Below are 16,442 nucleotides of genomic sequence, written 5' to 3' on the forward strand. Positions count from 1 at the left end.
GATTGTAGGGGCGCGCATTGCGCGTCCGCCTTGGAAGTCTGCGATATTCCCGGACGGCCAATGGCCGCCCCTACAGTAGTTGGACTGGTAGAGTAAAATTTGCTTTAAAGGCGCAAAAGTATAGTCACTGAAATTTGTGAACCGTGAACTGTGAACTGATATAGTAACACCTTGACGCATGTTTGCATAGTATATAGTGCAGTACAATTTATATTAAGCCAGCAGACGTGTGGAGGTGTAAATATGGAGAAGATTGTCATTGCTGGTGGTAATAGATTAGAAGGTGAAATCAAGGTTAATGGTGCGAAAAATGCAGTACTTCCAATATTAGCCGCCACAATACTAAATGGTGGAAGAAATATCATCCATAACTGCCCTGATTTGAAAGATGTATCTGCTTCGCTTCAAATATTGGCATATATCGGATGTAAAGTAGAAAGACAAGGAACTACCATTATTGTTGATTCATCTAATATAAAAGATTACCATATTCCTGAGCATTTGATGAGAGAGATGCGTTCTTCAGTTATTTTTCTAGGCTCTATTATATCCAGATGCAGAAAAGCTGTCCTTAGTTATCCAGGTGGCTGTGAAATTGGGCCAAGACCTATTGATTTGCATTTGAAATCATTAAGGCAATTGCAAATAAAAATTAATGAAGCCCATGGTTACATATATTGCGACGCAAATAAGATTGAGGCGAACGACATCAATCTGAATTTCCCAAGTGTTGGGGCTACAGAGAATCTTATGCTGGCAGCAGTAATGGCTGAGGGGACTACTATTGTAAGAAATGTTGCAAAAGAACCGGAGATAATAGATTTACAAGATTATCTTAACGCAATGGGGGCCAAGATCTCTGGTGCTGGTACAAGCGTGATCAAAATTGAAGGTGTAAGTAAATTACATGATGTGGAACATACAGTAATCCCAGATAGAATCGTGGCGTCTACATATCTATCTGCAGCAGCAATAACTGGCGGTGATATTAAGATTACCAATGTGAACGCTGAGCACATTCAAGCTGTATTAGCAGCATTTAAAGAATGTGGGTGCAAGATTTACATAGAAGAAGATTCTATTGCCCTTTCGAGAACATCCAAGCTGCAGCCTGTGGATGTGATTCGTACATTGCCTCACCCTGGATTTCCTACAGATATGCAAGCGCCGATGATGTCTGTTTTGACGCTTGCAAATGGCACAAGTATCATTAGTGAGACGATTTTTGAGAATAGATTTAAACATGTGGAGGAGCTGATGAGAATGGGTGCCGATATTATGGTAGACGGGAGAGTAGCTGTAATTCGGGGAGTGCCGAAGTTGACAGGTGCAAGTGTGAATGCAATGGATCTCAGAGGAGGCGCAGCGTTAGTGATTGCAGGATTAGCTGCAGAAGGTATGACTACCATAGAATGTATCCATCATATTGATAGAGGATATGAAAAAATTGAGGAAAAATTGAGAACGCTTGGAGCAGATATAAAAAGGGTGAATTAGCATAATGAAAACAAAGTATAATAGTAGTGGTAATTTTATTACCACTACTCAATACAATCAAAAACCTGATAGAAAAAAAAGAAGGACAAGCCGTAAGTTTTTTGTTATTATATTATTGGTAATAGCAATCGTCCTAGCGTCATTTTTTTCGCCTATTTTTAATATTTCGGATATTAAAGTTGCAGGGACGGAAAGGATTTCGGCGGAGGATATTATCGTTGCTTCCGGAATAGAAAAGGGGATGAATATCTTTCAGGGAGATTTGACAAAAGCCAAGCGTAGTATCAGTCAAATGCCGTATGTGGATTCAATAAAAATCAGCAGAGTACTGCCTAATAAAATAAAAATCAATATAGAAGAAAGAAAACCTGTTGGATATATTCCGTTTATGGGATCGTATATTTTCATTGATGGGAAGGGAAATGTACTTGAAGTGGTATCTCAGTTGGAAAATAATAGTCTTCCGGTTATTATGGGTCTAAAATTCAGCCAATTCAAGCTGGGAGAAAAGATAAAAGTAGATGAAGAGAATAAACTTCAAATTGTTGTATCATGCGTTCAGGAGATTATCAGCAATAAGTTACTGGACAAGGTAGTTCGAATAGACGTACATGATATCAATAGTATCCGGTTAAATATAGAAAACAGGGTAGATGTAAATGTAGGTGATGAATTTGGATTGCGTTATAAGATGAATTTTCTAAATGCGATATTAACTCAGATTGAACCGAAAAAAAGAGGTTTTATTGATTTAAATGTAGATAAGCCGATTTTTAGTGCAGAAGAGTAACGGAGGGTAAATAATGAAGAAGAATTTAGGGGCTCAATTATCCATTGCATTTATCTGTATTATATTAGGATTTATGATTTCAATTCAATTTAAAAGTGTAAAGAGAAATGATTCACTTGTATCAAAACAAGCCTTAAGAGCAGATGAACTGCAGTTGGAATTGAAAAACGCACAAGAAAACAATGAAAAGTTATATAATGAAATTTTAAGATATGAAAAAGATCTGAATGCTTTACGTCAAGCGGCTACTAAAGACAGCGGCTATGCAAAAGAATTATTGGAGCAATTGAAAAGAGCTGAAATCCTTGCAGGATTGACTGATGTAGAAGGCAGCGGCGTGATCGTAACCCTCAATGACAGTAAATTGAAAAGTGATGATCTGAATGAGGTAGACCCTAATTATTTTATTATTCATGACGAAGATTTGCTAATGGTCATTAATGAATTGTCTGATGCCGGAGCGGAAGCAATATCTTTAAATGATGAACGGTTAATAGCTACCAGTGAAGTTCGATGTGCAGGTGCTACCGTCAGCGTTAATAATAATAGGCATTCCACACCGTTTGTCATTAAAGCGATTGGTGACCCGGATACACTGGAAGCTGCATTAAACTTACGTAACGGTGTGAGAGATATCTTGGGACAGTGGGGAATTGAATTTACGGTGAAGAAGTCAAATAAAATTCTGGTTCCCAGATACAACGGTGTTGTTCATTTCAGATATGCGCAGCCGGTAAAGAAGGAGGGGGATGCAAATTGATATTGCTTATTGGACTAATAATTGGATTAATTATAGGTTTTATGACGCCTATTCATATTCCTTCGCAGTACTCGTCATATGTTGCTATAGCAATTTTAGCCGCATTAGATTCTGTTTTCGGAGGTATTACCGCCAGCTCTCAAAAAAATTTCAATATTAAAATATTTATTTCTGGCTTTTTTGGGAATGCCTTGCTTGCAGCTTTTCTAACATATATTGGAAAAAAATTAGATGTAGACATTTATTTAGCCGCAATTATCGTGTTTGGCACAAGATTGTTCCAGAATTTTGCAACAATTAGAAGATTTTTATTGAATAAATATTTAAAAAACGATAATATATAAATATTAATGAATAAATGACTGTTAAAAATTTAAATAATTAGATATCCATTAATAGGAGTATAAGGCATATTATTGAATCATAAAGCAATATTGCTCTGAAGAGAGCAACAATTTTTATTTAAAGAATATAGGGTAATAGCGTACATTATTAATTATTCATTATTAATTATTAATTAAGCACAAAGGGGGATTTTTTTCGTGTTGGAATTTGATACAGGTATGGATAATTTTGCTCAAATAAAAGTAATAGGTGTCGGTGGTGGCGGAAATAATGCGGTGAATAGAATGATTGCAGCTGAATTACAGGGGATTGAGTTTATCTCTATCAATACCGACAAACAAGCACTTCTGTTGTCGCAGGCTTCTCAAAAGATTCAAATAGGGGACAAGCTTACCAGAGGTTTAGGGGCCGGTGCGAATCCCGACATAGGACAAAAAGCTGCTGAAGAGAGCAGAGAAGAGATTGCGCAGGCTGTAAAGGGTGCAGATATGGTATTTGTTACCGCTGGAATGGGTGGAGGAACAGGTACCGGTGCTGCTCCAATTGCGGCATCTATCGCAAAGGAATTAGGGATACTAACAGTAGGTGTTGTAACAAAGCCCTTTACTTTTGAGGGAAGAAAAAGAATGGTAAATGCTGAAAAAGGCATTGAAGAGTTAAAACAATGCGTGGACACGCTGGTTATTATTCCTAATGATCGCCTTCTGCAGATATCGGAAAAAAAGATTTCTTTTATGGAAGCATTTAGGATGGCCGATGATGTACTGCGTCAAGGTGTGCAGGGGATTTCGGATCTTATTGCAGTACCGGGTTTGGTAAATCTTGACTTTGCGGATGTTAAGACCATCATGAGAGATACCGGTTATGCCCATATGGGTATTGGTCGGGCGGCAGGAGATAATAAGGCTGAGGAAGCTGCAAGACAAGCTATTCATAGTCCATTATTGGAAACATCCATTGAAGGCGCGCGCCGTGTTCTATTGAATATTACCGGCGGAAGTGATTTAGGATTATTTGAAGTAAATGCTGCTGCCGAGCTGGTTCAAAAATCTGCTGACCCTGATGCAAACATTATTTTCGGAGCGGTGATTGACGAAAACCTTAAGGATGAAATATTGATTACTGTGATTGCAACAGGTTTTGATAAAGGACCTCAAACAAAGAAGCCAAGCCCTGCAGCTGAAGCAGTAAACGAGTTAAATCCTCCTAAGGTACAAGAAGATGATGATTTAGATATACCTACCTTTTTAAGAAGGAATAGAACCAAGTAAATGATTTAAATAACGTAAAATAACGGCATGATTTATCATGCCGTTATTTTTTTGTATTATACGCATGTTTTGACAAATTTTTAAGTATAGATTGTATATAATATTCATAAATATATTTGTTTATGAATATTAGTAAAATAGAATAATCTTGTATTAATATGGGGGCAGACATTGTGAAGCCGGTTGTTTATGTAGATGTATTATTTATTATAAATTTCTTAGTAAATTATATGCTTCTTTGGACTACAGGAAAAATATTAAAACGCAATATGTCAATGATAAGGTTAATAATTGCCGCAGTCATCGGTGCTTTTTATGCGGTGATTATGTTTTTTCCCGCGTTTAAAATATATTATACAATGTTAGCCAAGGTGCTTTTCTCCATGATGCTAGTTGCCGTTGCTTATAATGTAGAAAAGGTAAAAGATTTTTTTAGAGTATTAGCAACTTTTTATGTAGTATCATTTACTTTTGGCGGTACAGCACTTGGTCTTTTTTATTTTACTGATATAGGCGCTTTCGCCGGGGCGATGTTAAGTAATGGCATCATATATTTTAATTTGCCTTGGAAGACGCTGGTTATCTCCAGCATCACTGCATATATCATTATCAGAATAACGTGGAGAATGTTTCAAAGAAATATACATAAGGACAACATGCTAATCCCTCTTCATATAATATTCGATAGTAGAAGTATATGTGTAGATGCATTGATAGATACCGGTAATTCATTGCATGACCCAATTTCTAATTTCCCGGTTGTAATTGTAGAGTTCCAAGCAATAAAGGAATTATTGCCGGAAGAAATACAGCGAATATTCAATGAATACGGGGAAAATGATTTGAATATTATATCCAAGGTAATGTCTGATTCATTATGGATATCTCGCTTTAGACTGATTCCATTTTCTTCGCTAGGGAAAGAAAACGGTATGTTGATCGGCTTTAAGCCGGATGAAGTAGAGATTGTCGAAGGAGATCATAAAAAAGATCTAAAAGATATTATTGTAGGGATATACAACAAAAGGCTATCTAAAGATGATAAATATAGGGCCTTATTACATCCTGAAGTCATCGGATAAATTCTTATCATCATAAAAAGGAGAGGGTAACATTGAGACTATCAAATGTAAAAATGTTTTTAACAATTAAATATGTATGGTTGCTGCAAAAATTAAAGCTATATGCTCCTAAAGAAATCTACTACATAGGTGGCAGTGAAGCGTTACCGCCTCCTCTTACAAGCGAAGAAGAAAATTATCTTATTTCTAAGTTGGAACAACGTGATTTCGCTGTGAAAACGATATTGATAGAAAGAAATCTAAGATTAGTAGTTTATATAGCCAGGAAATTCGAAAATACAGGTGTAGGTGTTGAAGATTTGATTTCAATAGGAACCATAGGATTAATCAAAGCGATTAATACATTTAACCCGGATAAGAATATCAAGCTTGCAACATATGCTTCAAGATGTATTGAAAATGAGATATTAATGTTTTTAAGAAAAAATAATACATCGAAGACCGAAATCTCTATCGATGAACCGCTAAATATAGATTGGGACGGAAATGAACTTTTACTATCAGATATCTTAGGAACTGACAATGACCTGATTTATAGAAGTATAGAAGATGAAGTTGACAAGCAGCTATTGCAATTGGCAATGAGAAAATTATCTTCAAGAGAAAAAAAAATTATGGAACTACGTTTTGGATTGCAGAGCGGTGTAGAAAAAACTCAAAAAGAAGTTGCTGATATGCTGGGAATCTCACAGTCCTATATATCGAGATTGGAAAAAAGGATTATCAGCAGACTAAAAAAAGAAATAAGCAGAATGATATGAATAGTTAATAATTAATAGTGAACAGTGAATAATGAATAATGTACAATGGACAATGAAGAAAGAATAGTAAATAAGAGATATTGCGTAATGAATAGTGGGCAGAAAATACATAATATTGTGGAATTTTTATGAAAATACGATGGAAGAGTGATTGGTATAATTTTCTATATTTGTTATGTAAAACTACAAAATTTGATTAAATCTCAAGGTATTTCAAGTATTGGAATTATAAATTAATATAATAAGCCTATATGCATGCCGAAGTTGGCCTAATAACCAAATACTGCCGTATAAAAATAACCTTCATGGTAATAATGTTATTGACGTTGAATTTAATTGCCTGGAGGTTTTTGTATGTTAATAAATAAAGTAGAAATATGCGGAGTAAATACATCTAAGCTACCAGTTTTAACAAATGATCAAAAAAAGGCACTATTTGAACGAATGCATAAGGGAGATATAACCGCCAGGGAAGAATTTATAAAAGGGAATTTGAGGTTGGTGTTAAGTGTAATCCAAAGATTTAGTAATAGAGGAGAATATGTAGATGATCTGTTTCAGGTGGGGTGCATCGGACTAATAAAAGCAATAGATAATTTTGATGTTTCTCAAAATGTGAAGTTTTCTACTTATGCCGTACCAATGATAATCGGTGAAATCAGAAGATACTTAAGAGATAATAATTCTATCAGAGTAAGCCGATCATTAAGGGATATCGCCTATAAGGCGCTTCAGGTAAAAGAAAAGCTGACAAACAAGAATTCAAAGGAACCGACTATCACTGAAATCGCAAAAGAATTGGAACTTCCTAAAGAAGATGTAGTATTTGCTCTTGATGCGATACAGGACCCCATTTCTTTATTTGAACCTGTATACCATGATGGCGGAGACGCAATTTATGTGATGGATCAGGTAAAAGATGAAAAAAATCATGATGAGGGATGGGTAGAGGAAATCGCACTTAGAGAAGCTATGAGAAAACTTAATGAGAGAGAAAAACATATACTTAACCTTAGATTTTATGAAGGAAGAACTCAAATGGAAGTGGCAGAAGAGATAGGTATATCACAAGCACAGGTTTCCAGACTGGAAAAAAGTGCGCTTATGCATATGAAAAAGTATATTTAGTGGGTAGTGAGTAGTGAGTAGTGAATCACAGACAGTAATTCTGCTGTAAAAGTCACTACTCATTTTATTTATCATCATTTTTTTTTATCAGCATAGAATAGTATTGATATATTTTATAGCTTGAGATTCATGTGGGGGTTGAGTTGTGTATGGTGAGGGCATCAGATTTTAGACAAAAAGAGGTCATTAATGTTTCAGATGGTAAACGATTAGGGTTTGTATACGATGTAGAAATTGATATGAGCAAAGGTGTCATTGAGGCCATTGTCGTACCCGGTCCGGGCAAAGTTCTCGGATTATTCGGCCGTGATACCGATTATGTAATTCCTTGGACTAACATAAAGAAGGTAGGAGAAGATATTATACTGGTAGATATGAACGAAGCGGTGATGAAGAGGTATGTAGAATAGTTCACAGTTGAATTAGTTCACAGTTCACAGAAATTTGTCCTGATACATAATAAGCTAAATTGGAAAAAGGCTATCTGCTATTTTAGGTAGTCTTTTTTACTTTTATATACATATAATGTGAATTAAAATACTATCAATCAAGGGCCGGTAGGGGTGGACGACTCTGTCCACCCGCAGAGAGTTAAATATACGCTTGTAGGGGCGTCTGCATTTGGTAATTATGTGGTGTTCGTGGATGGCCAATGGCCGCCCCTGCAAGGACGATACAGAAGGATGTGAAAAAGTGCTTCGTCGGTCAGTCGCAAAGCATGGGGACGGAGCTTCATTCCTTCTATGTGCGAAATTCGGCTTTTTCACATGCTCCTACATAAGTTGATAAATTATAATTCTCTATTCGCTTATCTGTAGATAATAGACAATAATTATTCACTATTCATTACCTCCTTCTCTAGTGCAAAAGTACTATATGAAATAATCCAGAAAATATTGACAGTATTATAATATGTGGTACAATATATAGTGCGGCACTTGGGTAATGATACCAAATATAGTTGTACGCTAGGAGGGGAGGGATTCTATGAGATGTCCTTTTTGTGATTATCAGGAGAGCAAAGTCATTGACTCCAGGCCTACTGATGAAGGGCTCTCCATTAGAAGACGGAGAGAATGCCTGCAGTGTGGCAAGCGATTTACCACTTATGAAAAGGTTGAAAATATCCCTATTATGGTCATTAAGAAAGATAAAAGCAGAGAGGCTTTTAATGGAGATAAATTGATGAGTGGTTTGCTTAGAGCGTGTGAAAAAAGGCCCGTATCCCTTCAAGACCTTGAAAAGACCGTGAATGAAATTGAAAGTACCATTTATAACTCTTTAGAGAGAGAAGTGACATCGCATCAAATTGGTGAGATGGTAATGCAGCGTCTTAAAAGGATTGATGAAGTTGCGTATGTAAGATTTGCGTCAGTCTACAGACAGTTTAAAGATATCAATACTTTTTTAGAAGAGTTGAATAAGCTGTTGAAAGATACATAAAGTGCGAGTCTATAAGCATTTCCCGTGTGGAAGCAATGGCTCAAGCAAAACTAATACAGGAGAGGCGGATCTCAATGATAGAAAAAATTAAAAAACGTGATGGAAGAATAGTGGATTTTTATAGTGATAAAATTACGAATGCAATTTTCAAAGCGGCAAAAGTGATAGGTGGAAATAATTATGAGATGGCGCAGGAATTGACCGATAAGGTCATTCAATATATTCAAGACGCTTTGGGACTTGAAATACCTGAGGTGGAACAGGTTCAAGATGCTGTGGAAAAAGTTTTGATAGAAACCGGGCATGCTGCAACCGCAAAAAAATATATATTATACCGTGCGGAAAGAAACCGGATAAGAGAAAAAGATACTCGTATCATGCAGATCTATAAGGGTATTACATATCACGAATCAAAAGATAATGATACAAAAAGAGAAAATGCAAATATCGATGGGGATACTGCAATGGGTACTATGCTTAAGTATGGCTCTGAAGGAGCTAAAATGTTTAACGAAATGTTTGTACTTAAACCGGAACATTATAGAGCTCATAAAGAAGGAGATATACACATTCATGATATGGACTTTTTGACATTGACCATGACATGCTGTCAGATAGATATCCTTAAATTATTTCAGAATGGATTTAGTACCGGACATGGGCATCTGCGCGAGCCAAATGATGTAGCAAGTTATGCGGCTCTTGCTGCAATTGCAATCCAATCCAATCAAAATGACCAGCATGGGGGACAGAGTATACCGAATTTTGATTATGGCATTGCACCAGGGGTTGCAAAAACCTATATAAGGTTATATAAAGCCAATCTTGCAAAATTCTTGTATGCAAACATGCAGGATGATGACAAAGAATTTTCAAAAATGGCTGAAGAAGCAGTAAATGGAACTATCAGCCAAATAGGACTTAAACCGTCTCTTGAGACAAGCAATAAGTATTATACACATGAAGCTATAATTTTACAAGAATATATTACTGATAAAGAATTTATCCAATCGGCACAGAAGTTTGCTGAAAAGTTTGCCAGATTGGAGACGGATAGGGCTACATTCCAGGCCATGGAAGCTTTTGTACACAATTTAAATAGTATGCATTCACGTGCAGGTTCCCAAACGCCTTTTTCATCCATTAATTTTGGCACGGATACCTCTCCGGAAGGCAGACTGGTTAGCAAAAATCTACTGTTGGCAACAGAAAAAGGATTGGGGAATGGAGAGACACCTATATTCCCAATACTTATTTTTAAGGTGAAGTCCGGGGTATCTTATCGCGAAAAAGATCCTAACTATGATTTGTTCAAGCTTGCATGCAGAGTCAGTGCAAAGAGGCTTTTTCCGAATTTCAGCTTTCTTGATGCACCCTTTAATGCGCCATATAGTGAAAAAGGCATTGCATCTGAAGTGGCGTATATGGGATGTCGTACCAGGGTAATAGCAAATAGTTATGACCCTACCAAAGAAATCACCAGTGGAAGAGGAAACCTAAGCTTTACTTCAATCAATCTTCCAAGAATCGCAATTTTATGTGATCAGAATATTGAGCAGTTTTTTATTGAACTGGATAAAAAGATAGATATTGTTGTCGATCAATTACTGGAAAGATTGGAGATACAATCAAAAAAAAAGGTAAAAAACTTTCCTTTTCTAATGGGACAGGGAATTTGGATAGATTCAGATCAACTTGATTGGGAAGATGAAATAAGAGAAGTAATCAAACACGGAACCCTTACACTTGGCTTTATCGGTTTGGCTGAAGCGCTTATTGCATTAATCGGTAAACATCATGGAGAATCGGATGCCGCACAAGCATTAGGTCTTAAAATCATCGGTCATGTGAGAAGAAGAATGGATGAAGCAAGCATAAGATATAAACTTAATTTTTCACTTATTGCTACACCGGCAGAGGGTTTATCGGGTAGATTTGTGAGAATGGATAGAGAAAAATTCGGTAGTATTCCCGGTGTTACAGATAAAGAATACTATACCAACTCATTCCACATACCCGTAGCATATCCTATTTCAGTATTTGAAAAAATTCAAAAAGAAGCCGCCTATCATCAACTTACCAATGGTGGACATATTACTTATGTTGAGCTGGATGGTGACCCGTATAATAATTTGGTGGCTTTTGAAGCAGTAGTCCGCGCTATGTATGATGCCGGTATAGGATATGGGTCCATTAATCATCCGGTGGATAGAGACCCTGTTTGCGGATATACCGGCGTTATTGGAAACCAGTGTCCGAAATGTGGGAGAATGGATGGTGATCACGGAGTGAACTTTGAGAGGATCAGACGAATTACAGGATATCTGGTAGGGGATATTTCAAGATGGAATGATGCCAAAAAAGCAGAAGAAAGAGACCGGATAAAGCATCATATACAATAATAGTATAAAATTCATAACATAGCTTACAATACAAAGTAATTATATCAGCAAAGAGATGTGGGAACATAAGGAGTTGTGATGATGAATCAATATATCGACTTGCATGTTCATACAACTGCTTCCGATGGGTCTATGACACCATCTGAGGTAGTGCGGTACGCTGCCAAAAAGGATCTGTCTGCCATTGCCATAACCGATCATGATACTATAGCCGGTGTGGAAGAAGCGTATATAGTAGGAAACAAAGTTGGCGTTGAGGTAATTTCCGGTATAGAAATAAGCGTGCATGATAAACAGGAATTGCATATATTGGGATATTTTGTTGATTTGCATTCGAATGAATTGAATATCACTTTGGATAGACTAAAGGAGTATCGGGAAAAAAGAAATCCAAGAATCATTGAGAAATTGAATGGATTAGGAATGGATATTTCGATGAGTGAAGTGAAGCAAATCGCAGGAACCGGGGTGGTAGGGCGGCCCCACATCGCACAAATAATGGTACAAAAAGGGTATGTTGGTAGTGTCGATGAGGCATTTTCTAAATATTTAGATAATGGTAAGCTTGCCTATGTAGAGCGGCAAAAGCTTTTGCCTCAAGACGGCATAAGTCTGATAAAAAAATCCGGTGGTTTGGCTGTTCTTGCACATCCGATATATCTTCGAAAAGAAGATGATGAATTGGAAGTACTGTTAGCACAGTTGATTGACTATGGATTGGACGGCATTGAAGCCTATTATTCTGAATATCCTGCCGACATAAGCCGAAAATATCGAGCATTAGCTAAAAGACTCAACTTGGTCATTACAGGAGGCAGCGATTTTCACGGAAAAAGCAAGCCGGACCTTGATTTAGGAATCGGTTACGGGTCGCTGAGAATACCTTATGAGTTAATTTATGATTTAAAAAGAAGAGTAAAAGAAGAAGTACATTGACTTCTTCTTTTACTCTTGACTTCTTTGGCGCAGTTGATCAATCGTATTGGTAAGCTCTTCCGATTCTTCCTCCCAAACCGGAGGGTCATCCGTCCATGAATAATCCCGTTTATATATTGACTGTGTATTCAATATGTTTTTTTTATATTTCAAGATATCACCCCTTATAGATAGTTAACTTCTTGTAGGGGCGGACGACTCTGCCCGCCTCTACGATAAAACATACAGTACACGCTAATTGGTAAATCAGAATATTAGTCGAATATAGTTTTAAGTTTGTTATTTATATCTATAGGGTATGTATTTCCTGAAAAATTATTTATCCGTTTCTTTTTCTTTTGGCTTTGAAAGAGTATTTTGTGTTAAAAGGTTGGTGGTAGCGGAATTCTTGTCTAACATGCCGCAGTTCCCTTGAAATACGGCACCATCATCCGTGATAAGGCTGCCTATCTTAATATCTCCCATAAGCTTAGCAGTAGTGGTTAATCTGAGTTGACCTGTTGCAGTGATATTTCCTTTTACACTGCCGGAAATAATGATATTATTGGCATATATATTTCCGGTAATATTTGCTTTTTCTCCAATAATCACATCACCTTCAGCTGTAATTTCACCGAGCACTTTTCCATCAATGCTTACAGTACCTTGTAGTTTGATATTGCCTTCAAATGTCGATTTTTCTCCAATAAAAGTATCTACCGGTAAAGAATCGGAGCTTTTTTTAGAAAACATGACTATAACCTCCATTTTATGATTAATATATAAGAACTTTGTTTGATTTTATATTCTCCACTTTATTGGGAAAATCCTTCTGAATATCAAAAGTTTTCTGTAATTGCATAAATTATCGATACATAGAACGAGTATTTAACCTTTTTTGGGAAGAATAATCACTCCTGAACTTACAAATACTAAATTTAGTTTTTTAATAGGAGTGATCATAATGAACAACCATGCAAGTGAAAGTCAGCTTGTCGCTGTTGCGCAGTCCTGCCATCACTTTAATTCGGGCGGAACAGTGAACAGTAAATTCTCTACTGCTGCGGAAAACGTATCATGCAGGATGTGCAAAAACTGGAATGGAGAAAGATGCGTTATAAATGTTTTTGATAGCGTGCTTACCGGTATGGATCAAACATAATATGTTATAGAAAAATGCTTGAATGTTTATTTTCAAGCATTTTTTTATTGACAAAATCATACTAAAATAATATAATCTAAATAAATTACTTTATCGATTTATCGCTTTATTGTGATAAAGCAAGAGGGGTGGACCTAATGTTGAAATGGAAGCTTCATACTCCTGAGGGAGTTCAGGATTTATTACAGGAAGAATGTATTATCAAAAGAGAAATAGAAGAAAAAGTTACCGGCGTATTTCAGAGTTACGGCTACTATGAGATTCAGCCGCCGACTTTTGAATTTTATGATGTCTTTGCGGGAGAATCCGGATTAATAGAACAAGAAACCATGTTCAAATTTTTTGATAACCAGGGAAGAATCCAGGTGCTGCGTCCTGATATCACTACGCCTATTGCAAGAATTATTGCTACAAAGTATAAAGATATTGTACCTCCTGTCAGATTGTATTATGTAGGAAATGCTTATAGATACGATGAGCCGTATCAAGGAGCAAAACAGAGAGAATTTACGCAAGCAGGTATGGAGTTGATTGGAACAAATACACCTGAGGCAGATGCTGAAGTGATAGCAATTACAATAAAGGCCTTGATTGCTGCCGGTCTCCAAGAATTTCAAATAGAAATCGGGCAGATAGAATTCTTTAAAGGACTGATGGAGCAAGCAAAATTGCCTGATGAAGAAATTGAAAAAATAAGAATGCTGATTGATAGTAAGGATTCTTTAGCAATAGAGGAACTGGTTAACGGATATAACATTGACACGAAGCTTAAAGATATTATCTTAAGTTTCCCATCTTTGTTTGGCGGTGTTGAAGTGATTGACCAGGTAATAAAGAATACTACCAATACCAAAGCCGTGAAGGCTCTCTCAAATCTTCGTCAAGTGTATGATATTCTATTAGATTATGGGTTGGAGAAATATGTTTCCATTGATTTAGGGATGGTTCAGAGTATCAATTACTATACAGGCACCATATTTAAAGGGTTTACCCATGGATTAGGTTTTCCTGTCTGCAGTGGCGGAAGATATGACCGACTCATTAGTGAATTCGGAAAAGACCTGCCTGCCATGGGGGTAGCTATAGGGATTAATCGGCTTATGTCCGCCCTCGAACGTCAAAAAGTTGAGTTTAAAGTATGGCATGTCGATAGTCTGATTTATTATACAGATGCTGGCAGAAAAAGAGCGTTTCAATTAGCCGATGAGTTAAGAAGCCAAGGTTTGATTATTGAAAGCTGTTTAGGAAACAATTCATATAATGATGTGATAGAATATGCAAAGCGTAAAAAAATTGATGGTATTATCACTGTACATGATGATGAAAACATAGAGCTTCATAACTTAAACACCTTTGAAAAAATTAAAACTACTGTTAGCAAGTTGTTGGATAATAAAAATAATTAAAATATGATCCATTATGGTTGAAGGATTGGAGGTCTATCATGAAGTATATTACTATCGCACTTGCAAAAGGAAGGCTTGCGGAGCTTTCTATTGAAATATTTGAATCCATTGGATTGAACGTTGCTGAGATGAAAGAAAAGTCCAGGAAATTGATTTTTACTGACGAGCACTATAAAATTAAATTTATTCTGGTCAAAGCATCGGATGTTCCGACATATGTAGAGTATGGTGCCGCAGATATAGGGATTGTAGGGAAGGATACACTATTGGAAGAAGGACGCAATTTATATGAAATGGTAAATTTGAAATTTGGTGCATGTAGAATGGTGGTGGCAGGCCCTAACGAATTAAAAGATAAACTTGATAATCTGAATAACAAGCGGGTTGCGACAAAATATCCGCGTATTGCGCGAGATCACTTTCAGATCAAGAAAGGGCAAACCATTGAAATCATAAAATTGAACGGTTCGGTAGAGCTGGCGCCCCTTGTAGGTCTATCTGAAGTGATTGTTGATATTGTGGAAAGTGGAAAAACACTTCAAGAAAACGGATTGACAGTGATTGAAGAAATATGTGATATCAGTGCGAGACTGGTCGTGAACCGTGTAAGTGTGAAGATGGAAAAAGATAGAATTATGGATATTGTGCGCAAAGTCAAGGAGAAGATGGAGGAGGGGCGTACATGATTGCGATCATTGATTATGGTGTTGGAAATCTAAAGAGCGTAGAGAAAGCATTCCTTTTTTTGGGATATGAGGCAGTTGTCTCGGATGATAAAGACTTCATTAAGAATGCCGATGCGGTGGTACTGCCCGGAGTAGGAGCATTTGCAGATGCGATGGATAATTTGAACGGTTCAAGAATGGATGGATTGGTACGTGAAATTACAGGCAGCGGAAAACCATTCCTTGGCATCTGCTTGGGAATGCAGCTTTTATTTGATTACAGCGAAGAAGGCGGACGGCCTAAAGGGTTAGGGATTATTCCCGGAGGGGTAAGACTCTTGCCTGATTATACGGGGCTTAAGGTTCCGCATATGGGTTGGAACAAACTTGATATTGTTAGGGACAATGAATTGCTAAAAGGACTGCCCGAAGAGTCCTATGTTTACTTTGTACACTCTTATTATTGTAAAGCAGACAATACGAATGATGTGATTGCACAGACCAATTATGGTATATCCTTTGATGTAGCCGTAAATTATAAAAATATTTATGCAACACAGTTTCATCCCGAAAAGAGCGGGGATGTAGGGATGAAGATATTGGATAATTTTGCGAAGATGATAAGCGGTGAAAATCAATGATATATATGAGGATGTGATAAAGTGCTTGATTGCTCGAAAATCAAACATATGGACAGTCTCCAAGTTTGATTTTATAGGAGGATGTGAAAAAGTGCTTGATTAGTCAGTCGCAAAGCATGGGGACGGACCTACAGCTTCCCTGAAAATCAAGCGCAGCAGTAGGTCCGTCCCCAC

At 36.9% G+C, this 16,442-nt stretch carries 18 protein-coding genes; 16 read left to right on the plus strand and 2 right to left on the minus strand.

Annotated features, from left to right (window positions below):
* Window positions 1–243: 243 nt before the first annotated feature.
* The 12 genes from murA to QKW49_RS24440 all read left to right on the plus strand — a co-directional run bounded on the left by murA (window position 244) and on the right by QKW49_RS24440 (window position 12,415).
* A complete protein-coding gene (gene murA / locus QKW49_RS24385; RefSeq protein WP_282865233.1) occupies window positions 244–1,497 on the plus strand; it encodes a UDP-N-acetylglucosamine 1-carboxyvinyltransferase in 1,254 nt (417 codons plus the stop codon).
* Between the two features lie 4 nt (window positions 1,498–1,501).
* Window positions 1,502–2,287, plus strand: a complete 786-nt coding sequence (locus tag QKW49_RS24390; RefSeq protein ID WP_282865234.1) for an FtsQ-type POTRA domain-containing protein — start codon at window positions 1,502–1,504, stop codon at window positions 2,285–2,287.
* Window positions 2,288–2,300: 13 nt separating this feature from the next.
* The gene (locus QKW49_RS24395; RefSeq protein ID WP_282865235.1) at window positions 2,301–3,047 is read left to right on the plus strand and encodes a DUF881 domain-containing protein; all 747 of its coding nucleotides are present in this window, start codon (window positions 2,301–2,303) and stop codon (window positions 3,045–3,047) included.
* Window positions 3,044–3,391, plus strand: coding sequence for a small basic family protein (locus QKW49_RS24400; protein WP_282865236.1), 348 nt, complete (start codon window positions 3,044–3,046; stop codon window positions 3,389–3,391). The genes QKW49_RS24395 and QKW49_RS24400 overlap by 4 nt, the downstream gene beginning before the upstream one ends.
* Window positions 3,392–3,589: 198 nt before the next feature.
* Window positions 3,590–4,663 carry a cell division protein FtsZ gene (gene ftsZ / locus QKW49_RS24405; RefSeq protein ID WP_282865237.1) on the plus strand — a complete coding sequence of 358 codons (1,074 nt, stop codon included), beginning with the start codon at window positions 3,590–3,592 and terminating at the stop codon, window positions 4,661–4,663.
* Between the two features lie 173 nt (window positions 4,664–4,836).
* Window positions 4,837–5,745, plus strand: coding sequence for a sigma-E processing peptidase SpoIIGA (gene spoIIGA / locus QKW49_RS24410; RefSeq protein WP_282865238.1), 909 nt, complete (start codon window positions 4,837–4,839; stop codon window positions 5,743–5,745).
* 53 nt (window positions 5,746–5,798) lie between these two features.
* Window positions 5,799–6,506: an RNA polymerase sporulation sigma factor SigE gene (gene sigE, locus QKW49_RS24415; protein ID WP_282868230.1), complete on the plus strand. Its 708-nt coding sequence runs from the start codon at window positions 5,799–5,801 to the stop codon at window positions 6,504–6,506.
* A gap of 354 nt (window positions 6,507–6,860) precedes the next feature.
* Complete coding sequence (sigG, locus tag QKW49_RS24420; protein ID WP_282865239.1) at window positions 6,861–7,634, plus strand: RNA polymerase sporulation sigma factor SigG; 774 nt, start codon at window positions 6,861–6,863, stop codon at window positions 7,632–7,634.
* Between the two features lie 149 nt (window positions 7,635–7,783).
* Window positions 7,784–8,044 (plus strand): YlmC/YmxH family sporulation protein, encoded by a 261-nt coding sequence (locus QKW49_RS24425; RefSeq protein WP_282865240.1) that lies wholly within the window; start codon window positions 7,784–7,786, stop codon window positions 8,042–8,044.
* Between the two features lie 577 nt (window positions 8,045–8,621).
* Complete coding sequence (nrdR, locus tag QKW49_RS24430; protein ID WP_282865241.1) at window positions 8,622–9,077, plus strand: transcriptional regulator NrdR; 456 nt, start codon at window positions 8,622–8,624, stop codon at window positions 9,075–9,077.
* A gap of 74 nt (window positions 9,078–9,151) precedes the next feature.
* A complete protein-coding gene (locus QKW49_RS24435; protein ID WP_282865242.1) occupies window positions 9,152–11,479 on the plus strand; it encodes an anaerobic ribonucleoside triphosphate reductase in 2,328 nt (775 codons plus the stop codon).
* A 78-nt stretch (window positions 11,480–11,557) separates the two neighbouring features.
* Entirely contained in the window at window positions 11,558–12,415 is an 858-nt protein-coding gene (locus QKW49_RS24440; RefSeq protein ID WP_349239062.1) for a PHP domain-containing protein, read from the plus strand.
* Between the two features lie 9 nt (window positions 12,416–12,424).
* Here QKW49_RS24440 and QKW49_RS24445 read toward each other — a convergent pair whose 3' ends face one another.
* Complete coding sequence (locus QKW49_RS24445) at window positions 12,425–12,568, minus strand: hypothetical protein (protein WP_282865243.1); 144 nt, start codon at window positions 12,566–12,568, stop codon at window positions 12,425–12,427.
* 162 nt (window positions 12,569–12,730) lie between these two features.
* Window positions 12,731–13,147: a polymer-forming cytoskeletal protein gene (locus QKW49_RS24450; protein WP_282865244.1), complete on the minus strand. Its 417-nt coding sequence runs from the start codon at window positions 13,145–13,147 to the stop codon at window positions 12,731–12,733.
* Between the two features lie 211 nt (window positions 13,148–13,358).
* Here QKW49_RS24450 and QKW49_RS24455 point away from each other — a divergent pair, with 211 nt between their 5' ends.
* The 4 genes from QKW49_RS24455 (at window position 13,359) to hisH (ending at window position 16,268) form a co-directional block, all read left to right on the plus strand.
* On the plus strand, window positions 13,359–13,556 hold the full coding sequence (locus QKW49_RS24455) for a hypothetical protein (protein WP_282865245.1): 198 nt from the start codon (window positions 13,359–13,361) through the stop codon (window positions 13,554–13,556).
* Window positions 13,557–13,693: 137 nt separating this feature from the next.
* A complete protein-coding gene (gene hisZ / locus QKW49_RS24460; protein ID WP_282865246.1) occupies window positions 13,694–14,962 on the plus strand; it encodes an ATP phosphoribosyltransferase regulatory subunit in 1,269 nt (422 codons plus the stop codon).
* 38 nt (window positions 14,963–15,000) lie between these two features.
* Window positions 15,001–15,648 (plus strand): ATP phosphoribosyltransferase, encoded by a 648-nt coding sequence (gene hisG, locus QKW49_RS24465; protein ID WP_282865247.1) that lies wholly within the window; start codon window positions 15,001–15,003, stop codon window positions 15,646–15,648.
* A complete protein-coding gene (gene hisH, locus QKW49_RS24470) occupies window positions 15,645–16,268 on the plus strand; it encodes an imidazole glycerol phosphate synthase subunit HisH (RefSeq protein WP_282865248.1) in 624 nt (207 codons plus the stop codon). The genes hisG and hisH overlap by 4 nt, the downstream gene beginning before the upstream one ends.
* Window positions 16,269–16,442: the final 174 nt, after the last annotated feature.

This window comes from Petroclostridium sp. X23 (assembly GCF_030013905.1).
GTDB lineage: Bacteria > Bacillota > Clostridia > SK-Y3 > SK-Y3 > X23.